The sequence below is a fragment of the Streptacidiphilus monticola genome (assembly GCF_042658505.1).
GTDB classification, from domain to species: domain Bacteria; phylum Actinomycetota; class Actinomycetes; order Streptomycetales; family Streptomycetaceae; genus Streptacidiphilus; species Streptacidiphilus monticola.
This window is the reverse complement of sequence record NZ_JBHSQJ010000141.1, coordinates 53,486-67,055: the sequence shown is the minus strand read 5'-3', so window position 1 is coordinate 67,055 and position 13,570 is coordinate 53,486. Positions and strand designations below refer to the sequence as shown.

Here is a 13,570-nt window from a genome sequence, read left to right as displayed (position 1 = left end):
GGCTCCGCCGACGACGGCCGCCCCGACGACCCACGCCCCCACGACACCACCGCCCACCACCAGCCACCCCGCGACGTCGGCCCCCCCGACGAGCGCCTCCCCGAGCCCGACGCCCCCCATCACTGTCCCCAACGTGCTGGGCGAGAGTGTGGGCACCGCGCAGCAGAACCTGATCGCTGCCGGGTTCACCAAGGACCACATCAACGTCGTGTACGACTACCAGTGCTCGGCGCGACACCTGGGGGTCTACGCACAAGATCCGGCAGGTGGCAGCCAGGTGCCGAAGGGTTCCTCGGTGGCTCTCACCGCAATGGCGTCGAGTTGCCTGCTCTACCGGGACGAGCTGGGCGCCGACTGGTCGAAGGCGCAAGCGGACCTCAAGTCCGCCGGCTTCACGAATGTGAGCGTCGTGGGACCGAACGGCCCGTGCAACTACGGTCCTTGGGGCACGATCACCGCGCAGAGCCCCGGCTACCAGCGGCAGTACCTGCCGAGTTCGGCAGCCATCACGCTGACCGCACAGAGCTGCCAGATCGGCTAGGAGAGCAGCGATGACAGAACCCCAGGACGCGGTGCCCACCGAGGGTACGATCCGGCTCGGCAAGAACTCCGCATCGCCGCCGCAGGACGCTCCGTCGGCGCCGACACAGCCGACGGTGCAACTGCGGATGCCGGCCGCCGGGCACGAGGAGACCGTTGTCGTGGCGGCAGCCGTCCCCGCTCCCGCGGAGGGGCCTGAGCAGGCGTCAGCGCCTGGGCTGGAGGCGGTCGGTGAGGCCGCTCCCGCGGCGGGGCCGGAGAGTCTGATCCGCTTCGGGCCGGGCGTTCCCGACCCCAAGACCGCGCGCACCATCGCCGTGTGGCAGGGGAAGGCCGCGCCTGCCGCTGCTCCCGCGCCCGAGAGGGCGTCGGCACCGAAGGGCAACCGGGGCTGGTGGGTTCTCGCCCTGCTCCTCGTCCTCGCCGTCGTGGGCTGGCTGCTCTGGTCCCGCCTCGGGCCCAAGCTGGCCGTCGAGGGGGTGGCCGTCACCGCTTCGCCGTCCCAACTGGCCTGCGACAGCGCCGAGTTCCTCGTCGGCACGGTCAGGACCAACGGTCACGCGGGTACGCTCCAGTTCCGCTGGCTCCGCAGCGACGGCACCGACTCCGGCCCGCTCACCCAGGACGTCCGCGCCGGCCAGCGCAGCGTCCAGCTTCCGCTCCGCTGGACCGTCCAGGGCAAGGGCTCCTTCCACGGCACCGCCACCCTCAAGGTCACGGCGCCGGGCACCGCCGAGGGGGCGGCGAGCTTCGACTACAGCTGCAAGTGACGAGGACTCAACCCTGCAGCGCGTGCAACTGCTCCAGGAACCACGCCGTCGGCGGGAGCGCGGTGCTTGCCGCCGCGAGGCGCTTGGTGCGTTCCGCGCGCTCCCCGTCCGGCAGGGAGAGGGCCGCGTGCAGGGCGTCCGCGGTCTGGATGACGTCGTAGGGGTTGACCGGGAAGGAGTCGTCGCCGAGTTCCGCGAAGGCGCCCGCCTCTCGGGAGAGGACGAGGGCGACGCCCGAATCGGAGACGACCGGGACCTCCTTGGCCACCAGGTTCATGCCGTCGCGGATCGGGTTGACCAGCGCCACGTCGGCCATCCGGTACGCGGCCAGCGAGCGGGGGAAGTCGTCCTGCACATGCAGCAGCACCGGCTGCCACTCGCTGGTGCCGAACTCGTCGTTGATCTCCTGCGCCGTGCGCAGCACCGCCGCCGTGTACTCCCGGTACTCCGGGAGGTCGTGGCGCGACGGGTAGGCGAAGGCGATGTGGACCACCCGGTCCAGCCACTCCGGGCGGCTGCGCAGCAGGTGCTGGTAGGCCTGGAGGCCGCGGACGATGTTCTTGGACAGCTCCGTCCGGTCCACCCGGACGATGGTCTTCCGGTCCCCGACCGCCGCCTCCAGGGCGGCCAGGCGGGCGTCCACGTCGGGGCGGTGCGCCCGCTCGCGCAGGAACTCGGCGTCGGCGCCCAGCGGGTGGACGGCCAGTTGGGTGCTGCGGCCGCCGTAGCGGACCACCAGGTCGTCGGAGACCTCCGCGCCCAGCACGGCGACGCAGCAGTCGGCGAAGGCTTGGGCCCAACGGAGCGTCAGGAAGCCCGCGTGGTCGGCGCCGAGAATGCCCGTCAGCACCTCCTCGGCCACATCGTCCGGCAGCAGCCGGAAGTAGTCCGGCGGCGCCCAGGGGGTGTGCGAGAAGTGGCCGATCCGCAGGTCCGGCCGCAGTGAGCGGAGCAGACGGGGGGTCAGGGTCAGGTGGTAGTCCTGCACCAGCACCGCCGCGCCCTCGCCGGCCTGCCGGGCCAGCTCCTCCGCGAAGGCGGAGTTGTAGGACTCGTACGACGCCCACTCCCGGCGGAAGGCGGTGCCGAAGACCGGGGCCACCGGCGTGTGGTAGAGCAGGTGGTTGACGAACCACAGCGTCGAGTTGGCGATGCCGTTGTAGGCCCGCGCAAACGTTCCTGCGTCGATGTCCAGCATCCGCAGCGCCGGGTCGGTGACGGACCCCTGCCGCACTGCGGCCCGGTCGCCCTCGCTGAGGGCGGCGCAGACCCAGACGTGGTCGATCTCGTCCCCGATGGCCGAGAGCCCGGAGACCAGCCCGCCGCCGCCGCGTTTGGCGCTGAGCGTGCCGTCGTCCTCCACGGTGTACGACACGGGGCCGCGGTTGGAGGCGAGCAGGATCGAGGCGGTTCCGTACGGCGTCTCGGTCTCGGTCATGGTTGTCTCCCTTGCCTAGGACGAGCGCGGACAAACCTGGTATTCGGGCAGTGAGACGGCCGGCGGCCGCTCCAGCGCGGGCACCCGGGTGGTGCTGGGGGTGAAGCCGGCGTCGGTGCGTTCGAACTGGGTGAGTGTGGGCTCGGGGTGCAGCGGGTCCAGCGGGAGCCGGTGCGCGGCGGTGCGCAGGATCGCCGCCGACATGCGTCCCAGCCCGGCCGCGTCCTGGTGCCGGTGGTGGCGCTCGCCGACGTCCACCTGGGCCAGCGCGTCCAGCCCGGCCGTCGCCAACGCATCCACCAGCAGCCCGAGTTCGACCCCGTAGCCGGTCGCGAAGGGGAGCCGTTCCAGCAGCGAGCGGCGGGCCGCGTACTCGCCGCCGAGCGGCTGCACGAAGCCGGCCAGCCGGGGCCAGTGCAGGTTCAGCAGCGGCCGGGCGACCAGCTCGGTGACCCGGCCGCCGCCCGCCGGTATGGAGCCGCCGGGGGTGTCCAGCGGCCGGTCGTACATGGCCTTGACGAAGGCCACGTCCGGATCGGTCAGCAGCGGGCCGACGATCCCGGAGACGAAGACCGGGTCGAACTCGCGCAGGTCGGCGTCGACGAAGGCGACGATGCTGCCGCTGGTGACGAAGAGCGAGCGCCAGAGCACCTCGCCCTTGCCCGCCACGGCCGGCAGCTCGGGAAGGATCTCGTCCCGGTGGATCACCTTGGCCCCGGCCGCCGCGGCGACCTCCGCCGTCCGGTCCGTGGAGCCGGAGTCCAGCACCAGCAGTTCGTCCACCAGGGGCACCGTCTCGACCAGCGAACGGCGGATCCCGGCGACGACGGCGCCGACCGTGGCCTCCTCGTCGAGCGCGGGCAGCACCACGCTGACCGTCTCGCCGGTCCGCTCCTTGGCCGCCAGCAGCTGGGCCAGGGGCCGGTCGGCGGCGGTCCAGGAGCGACGGCGCAGCCAGTCCGCGACCTCGTCGAGCACAACTCTCCCCATCGTTCGTCCGTCCGGAGCGGGGCGCTCGGCCCGGCTCTGTCTCGCCTCGCGGACGGCCTCTGGCGGGACCAGGGCCGTCAGTTACAGTCTTGGGGACGAGAAGGTCCCCGCGCACACCGGGGGCCGAATCGTACGCAAGACCCACAAACGCGCGCGGAACCCCAGTGTCCCGCCCGCCACAGAGCTCATCCAGAGGGACTGAGGGAACGGCCCGTTGACGTCCCGGCAACCCTCCTGCCTGCTCTCCTTCGCGAGGCCCGGTGGGGAAGGTGCCAATTCCGGCCCACGGCGAGACGCGCCGTGGGGAAGATGAGGAGAGAGGCCTCGCCACCATGGCACGAGTTGACACTGCCGTACCTTCCGACGCTTTCGGACCCGCCGTCGCGCTCTCCTGTCGCGAGTGCGGAGCACGCACGCCCCTGGCCCCCGACTTCGCCTGCCTGGAGTGCTTCGGGCCGCTCGAGGTCGCGTACGAACTCCCGGTCGGCGACCCGGAGTCGCTGCGCAAGCAGATCGAGAACGGCCCGCACAGCATCTGGCGCTACGCGCCGCTGCTGCCCGTCTCGCCCGACGTGGCGTCACGGCCGAACCTGAACCCGGGCTGGACGAAGCTGGTCAAGGCCGACAACCTGGCCCGCGAGCTGGGCGTCACCGGAGCCCTCTACGTCAAGGACGACTCCGGCAATCCGACGCACTCGTTCAAGGACCGTGTCGTCGCCATCGCCGTCGAGGCCGCCCGCACCTTCGGCTTCACCACGCTGTCCTGCTCCTCCACCGGCAACCTGGCCGGCGCGGTCGGCGCGGCGGCGGCCCGCACGGGCCTGCGCTCCTGCGTCTTCATCCCGCATGACCTGGAGGCCGGCAAGGTCGTCATGGCCGCGGTCTACGGCGGCGAGCTGGTCGGCATCGAGGGCAACTACGACGACGTCAACCGCTTCTGCTCGGAGCTGATCGGCGACCCGGCCGGCGAGGGCTGGGGCTTCGTCAACGTCAACCTGCGCCCGTACTACGGCGAGGGCTCGAAGACGCTGGCCTACGAGATCTGCGAGCAGCTCGGCTGGCAGCTGCCGGACCAGCTGGTCATCCCGATCGCCTCCGGCTCGCAGCTGACGAAGATCGACAAGGGTCTCAAGGAGCTGATCGCCCTGGGGCTGGTCGAGGACAAGCCCTACAAGATCTTCGGCGCCCAGGCCGAGGGCTGCTCCCCGGTCTCCGTCGCCTTCAAGTCGGGCCACGACGTGATCCGCCCGCAGAAGCCGGACACCATCGCCAAGTCCCTGGCCATCGGCAACCCCGCCGACGGCCCCTACGTCCTGGACATCGCCCGCCGCACCGGCGGCGCGGTGGAGGACGTGACGGACGCTCAGATCGTCGACGCCATCCAGCTGCTGGCCCGCACCGAGGGCATCTTCGCCGAGACGGCGGGTGGCGTCACCGTCGGCGTGACGCGCAAGCTGATCGAGAACGGCGTGCTCGACCCGACGCTGACCACCGTCGTCCTGAACACCGGCGACGGACTGAAGACCCTGGACGCGGTGGCCGACCGCGCCCGGCCGACCGCCGTCATCCGCCCCACCCTTGACTCGTTCCGAGAGGCAGGTCTCGCGTCATGAGCGTCACCGTCCGCATCCCCACCATCCTGCGCACCTACACCGGCGGCGAAGCCGAGGTGAAGGCCGAGGGCGCCACCCTGGCCGCGGTGATCGAGGACCTGGAGGCCAACCACGCGGGCATCCGCGCGCGTCTGCTGGACGACACCGGCAAGCTGCGCCGCTTCGTCAACATCTACGTGAACGACGACGACGTGCGCTTCGCCGAGGGCCTGGAGACGGCCACGCCGGAGGGCGCGGGCGTGTCCATCATCCCGGCGGTGGCCGGCGGCTGCTGAGCCGCGCCGCCCGCCTGCCGCATTCCGTCGAGGCCGGGGTCCCGAAAGGGACCCCGGCCTTGGCATTTGCACCCTTCCGGCAGGAGTAGAGTGCTGCGCAGTTCTCCCGCGTCTCAAACCTTTTCTTCCGTCCCGTTGGGCGAGACGGCGGCATGCAGATTTAACGTTGCGAAATGTCGGATGAGCCCGGTTTGTCCCGTCTGAATTGCCATAGTTTGCAGTCATCAGCCGGAAATGTCGCTGAAGAAGACGTGAGAATTCCCCGTCTAATGCTCTGTTGCTCAGGGCAGTGGAGTGGATACATTCAGCGTCGGCCGAGCGAGCCACGGCACCAAGGCGGTGGCCCGTGCAGGCCCGGTCCGCGGCGTGCGGACCGTGAAAGGGCCAGTAATAGGGGAGTTTGGCATGGCTCAGGGCACCGTCAAGTGGTTCAACGCGGAGAAGGGCTACGGCTTCATCGCGGTCGACGGTGGTGCGGACGTGTTCGTCCACTACAGCGCGATCCAGATGGACGGGTACCGGTCGCTCGAGGAGGGTCAGCGGGTCGAGTTCGAGATCTCGCAGGGCCAGAAGGGCCCGCAGGCGGACATGGTCCGCGTGCTCGCCTGACACTCACTCGGCGTGATCGCTGACTGATACGACCCGCTGAGCCTTGTTCCGAACGGCACCAGGCCGAAACGCAGGTCTTCTCAAGGGACCCGTCGCCCCCGGGGCGCCGGGTCCCTTGCGTTGTGCCCGCCCTCGGCTGCCTGCCACCCCTTGCAACGAAGCCCTTCGGGCTGCTTGCCCCCTCCCGTCGCCCGCCACCGCCCTTGCAAGGAAGCCCTTCGGGGCTGCTTGCACTCTCGGGGGTCGAGTGCTAATCATTGGCGTTAGCACTCTGCGGTAGAGAGTGCGAACGGGCCGGGTCGGTGAGGCCCCGGGCGCGGAGGGGAAGGAACTCCGTCGGCCGGTGCCGTCCGTCGCGGGCGCCAGCGCGGTCCGCACGCAGCCAGTCTGTCCAGGAGGACCACTTCCATGGCGAAGATCATCGCGTTCGACGAGGAGGCTCGTCGCGGCCTCGAGCGGGGCATGAACCAGCTCGCCGACGCTGTCAAGGTCACGCTGGGCCCCAAGGGCCGCAACGTCGTTCTGGAGAAGAAGTGGGGCGCCCCCACGATCACCAACGACGGTGTCTCCATCGCCAAGGAGATCGAGCTCGAGGACCCGTACGAGAAGATCGGCGCCGAGCTCGTCAAGGAGGTCGCCAAGAAGACCGACGACGTCGCGGGTGACGGCACCACCACCGCCACCGTGCTGGCCCAGGCTCTCGTCCGCGAGGGTCTGCGCAACGTCGCCGCCGGTGCCAACCCGATGGCCCTCAAGCGCGGCATCGAGAAGGCCGTCGAGGCCGTCTCCGCCCAGCTGCTCGAGCAGGCCAAGGAGGTGGAGACCAAGGACCAGATCGCGCAGACCGCGTCCATCTCCGCCGCCGACCCGGCGATCGGCGAGCTCATCGCCGAGGCCATGGACAAGGTCGGCAAGGAAGGCGTCATCACCGTCGAGGAGTCGCAGACCTTCGGGCTCGAGCTCGAGCTCACCGAGGGCATGCGCTTCGACAAGGGCTTCATCTCGGCGTACTTCGCCACCGACCTGGAGCGCATGGAGACGGTCTTCGAGGACCCGTACATCCTGATCGCCAACCAGAAGATCGGCGCCATCAAGGACCTGCTCCCGCTGCTGGAGAAGGTCATGCAGTCCGGCAAGCCGCTGCTGATCATCGCCGAGGACGTCGAGGGCGAGGCCCTGTCCACCCTGGTGGTCAACAAGATCCGCGGCACCTTCAAGTCCGTCGCCGTCAAGGCCCCGGGCTTCGGTGACCGCCGCAAGGCCATGCTCGGCGACATCGCCATCCTGACGGGTGGTCAGGTCATCTCCGAGGAGGTCGGCCTCAAGCTGGAGAACACCGGCCTCGAGCTGCTGGGCCGCGCCCGCAAGGTCGTCGTCACCAAGGACGAGACCACCATCGTGGACGGTGCCGGCGACGCCGAGCAGATCCAGGGCCGCGTGAACCAGATCCGCGCCGAGATCGAGAACAGCGACTCCGACTACGACCGCGAGAAGCTGCAGGAGCGCCTGGCCAAGCTGGCCGGCGGCGTCGCCGTCATCAAGGCCGGCGCCGCGACCGAGGTCGAGCTCAAGGAGCGCAAGCACCGCATCGAGGACGCGGTGCGCAACGCCAAGGCGGCTGTCGAGGAGGGCATCGTCGCCGGTGGTGGCGTGGCCCTGCTGCAGGCCGGCATCGCCTTCGACAAGCTCGAGCTGGACGGCGACGAGGCGACCGGTGCCAACATCGTGCGCGTCGCGCTGGAGGCCCCGATCAAGCAGATCGCGACCAACGCCGGCCTCGAGGGCGGCGTCGTGGTGGAGAAGGTCCGCAACCTGCCCGCGGGCCACGGCCTGAACGCCGCGACCGGCGAGTACGTCGACCTGGTCGGCACGGGCATCATCGACCCGGCCAAGGTGACCCGCAGCGCGCTGCAGAACGCGGCCTCCATCGCCGCGCTCTTCCTCACCACCGAGGCGGTCATCGCGGACAAGCCGGAGAAGGCCGCCGCCGCGGCGGGCGCCGGCATGCCCGGCGGGGACATGGACTTCTGATCCAGCCTCAGCCCGACTGAACCCCCCGCAGGGCGGTTCCCCCGGCAACGGGGGAGCCGCCCTGCGGCCTTCGGCGGCGGAGTCGCCCTCGGGGGCGCGAGCCTGCATGCATGTGCGGCTCCGCCGCGTAGGCGCGAGCAACCTGCCACGCTCGGAGGGTTCGTCCGCAGAAGGGGCCGGACTCCCGGAGCGGTGTGTCGTTGCTCGCGCCCACGCGGGGGAGCCGCACATGCCTGCCGCCTCGCGCCCTGAAGGTGCGACTGGACGACAGTGCAAACTGTAAGGATGACCGAACTCGAACGGGCGCTTCACAGCGCCCGAAGCGCCCTGCTGCACGATCTGACCGTCCGGGACATCGCCGAGGCGGAGATCGTCTCCCTCCTGGAGGACGCCGTCGCGCAGCGACGCTGGTGGGTGGAGCAGTGGCCGGACGGGAAGGACTACCTGCTCGGGCTGGTCGCGCAGGACATGCAGGACGCCCTCCTCGACGGCTGGGGCCGCTGGCCCCTCTGCACCGCCTGCGCGGGGGACGGCGATCCCCACGCCCTCTCCGTGGAACCGGAGTTGGGCCCCGATCCGCACTGGGTCTGCGGCAAGGAGGGCGTCGTGGTCGCCCCCGTGGGCGAGTTGACGCCGTGATCCTGATCGACCCGCCCGCCTGGCCCGGGCACGGCAAGCTCTGGTCGCACCTGGCCAGCGACGCGTCCCTGGACGAACTCCATGCCTTCGCCCGCGCCTTGGGCATCCCCGAGCGGGGCTTCGACGGCGACCACTACGACGTTCCCGAGCACCGGTACCACGATGCCCTCGCGCTGGGCGCGCAGCCGGTCCGCAGCCGCGAGATCGTGGCCCGGCTCACGGCGGCCGGCCTGCGCATCCGCAAGCGGCGGCGGTCGGCGTCACGCGGCCAGTAGCTTGCGTCCGCGCAGCCACTCGGTCAGCTCCGCGTACTGGCTCTCGCCCAGCACCTCCGCCGGGAGGCTGAACCCGGGCGTCGCCCCGGTGCTCTCGAAGTACAGCCAGCCGCGCCGCAGTTGGACCCGGCGGATGGCCGGCCAGTTGACCACGTGGGACTCCGCGCCCGTCGTCAGCGACAGCGACTCCTCCGAGAAGCGCACCGTCCGCTTTCCCGTCTGCCGGGACGCGCCGTTCTCCGAGTGCCGGGCGAAGCCGCCCGCGACCGCGGCGAGGGCGATCCCCGCGAGGAACAGCAGCACCCGGCTCGCCGCCGTGCTCCCCGGCAGCGCGCCGACGACCACGGCCGCCAGCGCCAGCAGACCCAGCGCGGCGACGGTCGGCAGATAGCCGCGCCGCACGGCGCGCAGGATCGCCGCGCGCGGGTACTCGTACGTGGTCTCGATCTGCATGGGCCCCACCCTGATCCGACCGACCGTCAGCCTGTCCGGCTCGTGTCCGGCTCTCTCGTCCGGCTCATCCGATGGGCGGCACCTTACCGCGCAGGCGGTCGAGTTCGGCACGGAGGTTCGCCCGAGCCGGTTCGGCCCAGGAAGCGGCCCCGGGCGGCGTGCGGAACAGCTCCCGCTGCGCCAGCAGCAGTTCCAGCACCGCGCCCCGGCCGACGCGGAAGTCCTCGTCCGGTACGAATCCGTACTCCTCCCGCACCGCCGCCGCATACGCCGCGTACTCCTCCGGCGTCCCGGCCAGCACCGCGAGGTCCGCGTCGCAGAGGACGGCCGCGTTGGCGTCGCCCCGGTCCGGGGCGTGGTCGGCGGTCAGCCGGACCAGCCGGGCGGTCTCCTCCACCACGGCGCTCGGCACCAGAAGCTCCGTCAGCACCCGCTCCGCCAAGCGGGCGCTGCGCTCCTCGTTCTCGCTGCGCTCCGGGTCGTAGACGGCGTCGTGGAACCAGGCCGCCAGCCGGACGCTGTCCGCGTCGGCCGCGAACTCGGCCAGCTGGTCCACCCGGTGCAGGACCGCCCGCAGGTGCCGCAGGTCGTGGTAGCGCCGCTGCGGCTCGCCCCAGCGGCGCAGCAGCTGCTCCCCGTAGGTGCGCGGCTCGGGGCCCGTCCGGCCCTCGCGGACGCGGTCGATCAGCGCCGTCCACCGCGGGAGCAGGGCGTCGGCGATCTCCTGGTGCGCGTGAGGTGAGGCCATGCCCCCATCATCCCCGCTCCCTCTCATCGCCGTCCCTGCCGTCCCCGTCCCTCCGGGCGGTGTCACCGCGCCGCACCTGCCCTGCCGCGCGGCGCAGTTCGGCCAGGACCGTCCGTACCGCCCGACGGGCCGCCCGCTCGGGCCGGTGCAGCACGTCGATGTGGCGGGCCGCGTGCACGCCGCTGAGTGGACGCAGCACGACGCCCGGGTGCCGACGCGCGGTCCACCGGGGCAGCAGGGCCAGGCCGCCGCCCGCCGCGACGACGTCGGCGACGACCGTGAACTCGTTGATCCGGTGCCGGATCTCGATCCGCGCGTCCGCCGCCGCGGCGATGGCCTCGATCGTCGCCATCAGCGGGAAGCCGTCGTGCACGGTGATCCACGGCTCACCGGCCACGTCGCGCGGACGCAGCCTGGACCTGGCGGCCAAGGGATGGTCGGCCGGCAGCGCGACGTCCAGCGGCTCGCGCAGCAGCGTCGCCGCGGCCACCGTGCGCGGCCATGGCGGGGCATGGTCGAGGCGGTGGGCGAGCACCAGGTCGTACTGGCGGGTGAGAGGCGGGAAGCGGTCCTGGGCCACGTCCTCGTCCGCCAGCTCCAGCCTGGGCGCACCGGCTCCCGAGAGCGCGCGCATCAGGGGCGGGAAGAAGGTCGCCGCCGCGCTGTGGAAGGCCGCCACGGACACGGCGGCGTCGGGCTGCTCGACGAAGTCGGCGACCGCGTGCCGGGCCCGCTCCAGCGCGGTCTCGACGTCGATCGCCGCGGCGGCCAGCGCCTCACCGGCCTCGGTCAGCACCACCCGCCGCCCGGACCGCTCGGTCAGCGGAACCGGCATCGCCCGCTGCAGCAGACGCAGTTGCTGGGAGATCGCGGACGGCGTCACCAGCAGCGCCTCCGCCACCGCGGTGACACTGCCCAACTCGCCCAGCTCCCGCAGGATTCGCAGCTGTCGGGCATCCACGCGGAAAGTCTACGACGCTGTAGGGGTTCTAAATCGCTCCTTCAGAGACTGGTCCTTGGCTTCATCGTCCTCATGCGGAAGCGTGGACGTCATGTCCGACTCCCGGCGCACGGACGCCGTGCTGCTGCTCGTCGCCCTCGTCTGGGGTTCGAGCTACCTGGTCGCCAAGGACGCCACCGCCGTCCTGCCGGTGCCCACCGTCCTCTTCGCGCGCTACGCCCCCTCCGCACTCGCCTGCGCGGCCCTGGTGGGCAGGCGGGGCTGGTCGCGGCCCGAGCTCCGGACCGGTGCCCTGCTGGGCGTCACCCAGGCGGCCATCCTGCTGCTGGAGACCTACGGCGTCGCCCACACCAGCGCCGCGAACGCCGGCCTCATCATCAGCCTGACGATCGTCCTCACCCCGCTGCTCGACGGGGGCCGCCTCCCGATGCGCTTCTTCGCGGCGGCGGGGGTGTGCGTCGCCGCCGTCGGCCTGCTGATGACCGGAAGCACCGGCCTGCACCTCCCGGGACTCGGCGACCTGCTGATGCTCGCGGCAGCCGTCGTCCGGGCGGGCCACGTCGCCTTGGTCGGCCGCCTGGCCTCGCGTGGCGGGATCCGTCCGCTGCAGCTGACGGCCGTTCAGACCGTCGTGGGGACCGCGCTGTTCGCCGTCCCGGCCGCGACCGCCCGCGGCGGTCTCCCTGCACTGAGCCAATCAGCCTCCACCTGGGGCCAGTTGGCCTACCTCGCGTTGGGCTGCAGCGTCTTCGCCTTCCTTGCCCAGACCTGGGCCGTCCAGCGCACCTCGGCCAGCCGCGCCAGCCTGCTGCTGGGCACCGAGCCGGTCTGGGCCGTGCTGGCGGGCGTGGCCCTGGGCGGCGAACGCCTGACGGCGGTCGCGGTCCTCGGCGCGGCGCTGATGCTCACCGGGACGTACGGGGGGCAGGCCGTGGAACGCGCCCATCGGGCTGCCGGCGCAATCGGGAATTCCGGGCCGGAATTTCCCGGCGCTCGGCGCTCGCTCTCCTCGGGCCGAGCGGCGAGCGCCACCCAAAGGAAGTGGGTGGGAGGATTTCTCCCACCCACCCACCCTGTCCCGCGCGAGCGCGCAAATGCGACCCGGTATGACGAATTGTGATCGTGTTGCCACGAAGCGTTCTTATGCCCTAACGTCCACGAACAAGACGACCCCGGGGGTGCTACCAACACCTGGCCGGGGTCTGGACCAACGGATCGACAAGGACGACCCATGGCCTACGTTGACTCTACCCTCTCCTGCCCGATGGCCACCGCCGGGTTCGGCAAGCGCCTGACGAACGGTCAGCGGATCGCCAGGCGTGGCGACTTCTCCCACCTCCCGGAGCGGGAGGCCTACCTCGCGGCCTTCATCGACCAGCTGCCCGAAGGCGCGCAGATGGACATCAAGACCCTCGCCCAGGCCCAACCCCGCTTCGGCCAGGCGGCGGTGGCCTCCGCCCTGCGCAACCTCACCCTGGCCGGCCACCTGCGCCGCGTCCAGATCTGCGTCGGCGAAGGCGGCAACCGCTGGGCGTACCGGACCTGGTTCTCAGCCGTCCCGCACGACGACGAGTGGTGGACTGAATTCCTCCGGACGGAGGACGCGGCCACGCCGCCCGCGTTCCCGGAGGAGACCCCCGTGCCCGCCGCCGAGGGCGACGACGGCGCCGTGGCGGACGAGGGCGTCGTGGGCGACGAAGGCGTCGAAGGGGATGATGCCGCCCCTTTTGGTGCCGAAGCTGTGGACGCTGCGTATGCTGCGCTGGCCGACCTCGCCCGGCGTGACCACCGCCTGATCCTCTCCGCTCGCGACTGCGAGGCGCTCGCCGGTGAGGCGGCGCGATGGTTCGAACGGGGCGTGACGGCAGAGCAGTTCGCGCAGGCGATGGCAGCGGGCCTGCCGGCGGTGGTCCACCGCCCGGCCGGGCTCGTCCGCAGCCGTCTCATCGACAAGCTGCCGCCTGTGCGGTTGCGACCCCGGAAGGGGCCGGACCTGCTCCAGCCCATCCGCGAGTGCGACGACTGCCGCGCACCCGGCCGCCCCGGCGCCTTCGTCAACGGCCTGTGCCGGGACTGCCGTCAGGCTTGAGGAATCGTGAATTCGGCACGCGGAAGCCTTGGCTTGATGGAGACGCGGAGCCGAATGTCGTGGCGCCTGGAAAAGTAGTCCATAAATGGGCCACGTTTCGTTTCCGGTGGCCGACTGCAAGCCCGCTCCGACTCTTCCG

Annotated in this window: 15 protein-coding genes and 1 riboswitch; of the genes, 10 read left to right on the top strand and 5 right to left on the bottom strand. The window is 71.5% G+C overall.

The annotated features are described in order from the left end of the window. Both ACFP3V_RS27855 and ACFP3V_RS27850 read left to right on the top strand, forming a co-directional pair. Positions 1-541, top strand: a 541-nt coding sequence (locus ACFP3V_RS27855) for a PASTA domain-containing protein (RefSeq protein ID WP_380589172.1), incomplete at its 5' end; no start/stop codon positions are given. Between the two features lie 10 nt (positions 542-551). Further along, on the top strand, positions 552-1,310 hold the full coding sequence (locus ACFP3V_RS27850) for a hypothetical protein (RefSeq protein WP_380589169.1): 759 nt from the start codon (positions 552-554) through the stop codon (positions 1,308-1,310). Between the two features lie 7 nt (positions 1,311-1,317). On the opposite strand, the gene ACFP3V_RS27845 is transcribed toward ACFP3V_RS27850, so the two are convergent. Together ACFP3V_RS27845 and ACFP3V_RS27840 are read right to left on the bottom strand one after the other, a co-directional pair. Further along, a complete protein-coding gene (locus ACFP3V_RS27845; RefSeq protein ID WP_380589166.1) occupies positions 1,318-2,748 on the bottom strand; it encodes an alpha,alpha-trehalose-phosphate synthase (UDP-forming) in 1,431 nt (476 codons plus the stop codon). Positions 2,749-2,763: 15 nt separating this feature from the next. Continuing rightward, a complete protein-coding gene (locus tag ACFP3V_RS27840; RefSeq protein WP_380589187.1) occupies positions 2,764-3,726 on the bottom strand; it encodes a glucosyl-3-phosphoglycerate synthase in 963 nt (320 codons plus the stop codon). Between the two features lie 194 nt (positions 3,727-3,920). Further along, positions 3,921-4,054: riboswitch (SAM riboswitch) on the top strand. A 16-nt stretch (positions 4,055-4,070) separates the two neighbouring features. Here ACFP3V_RS27840 and thrC point away from each other — a divergent pair. The 6 genes from thrC to ACFP3V_RS27810 all read left to right on the top strand — a co-directional run bounded on the left by thrC (position 4,071) and on the right by ACFP3V_RS27810 (position 9,180). Beyond that, positions 4,071-5,351, top strand: a complete 1,281-nt coding sequence (gene thrC / locus ACFP3V_RS27835) for a threonine synthase (protein ID WP_380589163.1) — start codon at positions 4,071-4,073, stop codon at positions 5,349-5,351. Beyond that, positions 5,348-5,626 (top strand): MoaD/ThiS family protein, encoded by a 279-nt coding sequence (locus ACFP3V_RS27830; RefSeq protein WP_380589160.1) that lies wholly within the window; start codon positions 5,348-5,350, stop codon positions 5,624-5,626. Before thrC ends, ACFP3V_RS27830 begins: the two co-directional genes overlap by 4 nt. 405 nt (positions 5,627-6,031) lie before the next feature. Next, entirely contained in the window at positions 6,032-6,235 is a 204-nt protein-coding gene (locus ACFP3V_RS27825) for a cold-shock protein (RefSeq protein ID WP_380589157.1), read from the top strand. Between the two features lie 408 nt (positions 6,236-6,643). Next, on the top strand, positions 6,644-8,266 hold the full coding sequence (gene groL / locus ACFP3V_RS27820; RefSeq protein ID WP_380589154.1) for a chaperonin GroEL: 1,623 nt from the start codon (positions 6,644-6,646) through the stop codon (positions 8,264-8,266). 285 nt (positions 8,267-8,551) lie between these two features. Then, the gene (locus ACFP3V_RS27815) at positions 8,552-8,905 is read left to right on the top strand and encodes a hypothetical protein (RefSeq protein ID WP_380589151.1); all 354 of its coding nucleotides are present in this window, start codon (positions 8,552-8,554) and stop codon (positions 8,903-8,905) included. Further along, the gene (locus tag ACFP3V_RS27810) at positions 8,902-9,180 is read left to right on the top strand and encodes a DUF4031 domain-containing protein (protein WP_380589148.1); all 279 of its coding nucleotides are present in this window, start codon (positions 8,902-8,904) and stop codon (positions 9,178-9,180) included. Before ACFP3V_RS27815 ends, ACFP3V_RS27810 begins: the two co-directional genes overlap by 4 nt. On the opposite strand, the gene ACFP3V_RS27805 is transcribed toward ACFP3V_RS27810, so the two are convergent. The 3 genes from ACFP3V_RS27805 to ACFP3V_RS27795 all read right to left on the bottom strand — a co-directional run bounded on the left by ACFP3V_RS27805 (position 9,166) and on the right by ACFP3V_RS27795 (position 11,342). Continuing rightward, complete coding sequence (locus ACFP3V_RS27805; protein ID WP_380589145.1) at positions 9,166-9,633, bottom strand: hypothetical protein; 468 nt, start codon at positions 9,631-9,633, stop codon at positions 9,166-9,168. The two genes, ACFP3V_RS27810 and ACFP3V_RS27805, sit on opposite strands and share 15 nt — an antisense overlap. A gap of 64 nt (positions 9,634-9,697) precedes the next feature. Then, positions 9,698-10,381, bottom strand: a complete 684-nt coding sequence (locus tag ACFP3V_RS27800) for an HD domain-containing protein (protein ID WP_380589142.1) — start codon at positions 10,379-10,381, stop codon at positions 9,698-9,700. A 7-nt stretch (positions 10,382-10,388) separates the two neighbouring features. Further along, positions 10,389-11,342, bottom strand: coding sequence for a LysR family transcriptional regulator (locus ACFP3V_RS27795; RefSeq protein ID WP_380589139.1), 954 nt, complete (start codon positions 11,340-11,342; stop codon positions 10,389-10,391). A 91-nt stretch (positions 11,343-11,433) separates the two neighbouring features. On the opposite strand from ACFP3V_RS27795, the gene ACFP3V_RS27790 reads away from it, so the two are divergent. Together ACFP3V_RS27790 and ACFP3V_RS27785 are read left to right on the top strand one after the other, a co-directional pair. Continuing rightward, positions 11,434-12,462 carry a DMT family transporter gene (locus ACFP3V_RS27790; protein WP_380589136.1) on the top strand — a complete coding sequence of 343 codons (1,029 nt, stop codon included), beginning with the start codon at positions 11,434-11,436 and terminating at the stop codon, positions 12,460-12,462. Positions 12,463-12,573: 111 nt separating this feature from the next. After that, positions 12,574-13,431, top strand: a complete 858-nt coding sequence (locus ACFP3V_RS27785) for a MarR family transcriptional regulator (RefSeq protein ID WP_380589133.1) — start codon at positions 12,574-12,576, stop codon at positions 13,429-13,431. The last annotated feature ends 139 nt before the right edge of the window (positions 13,432-13,570 follow it).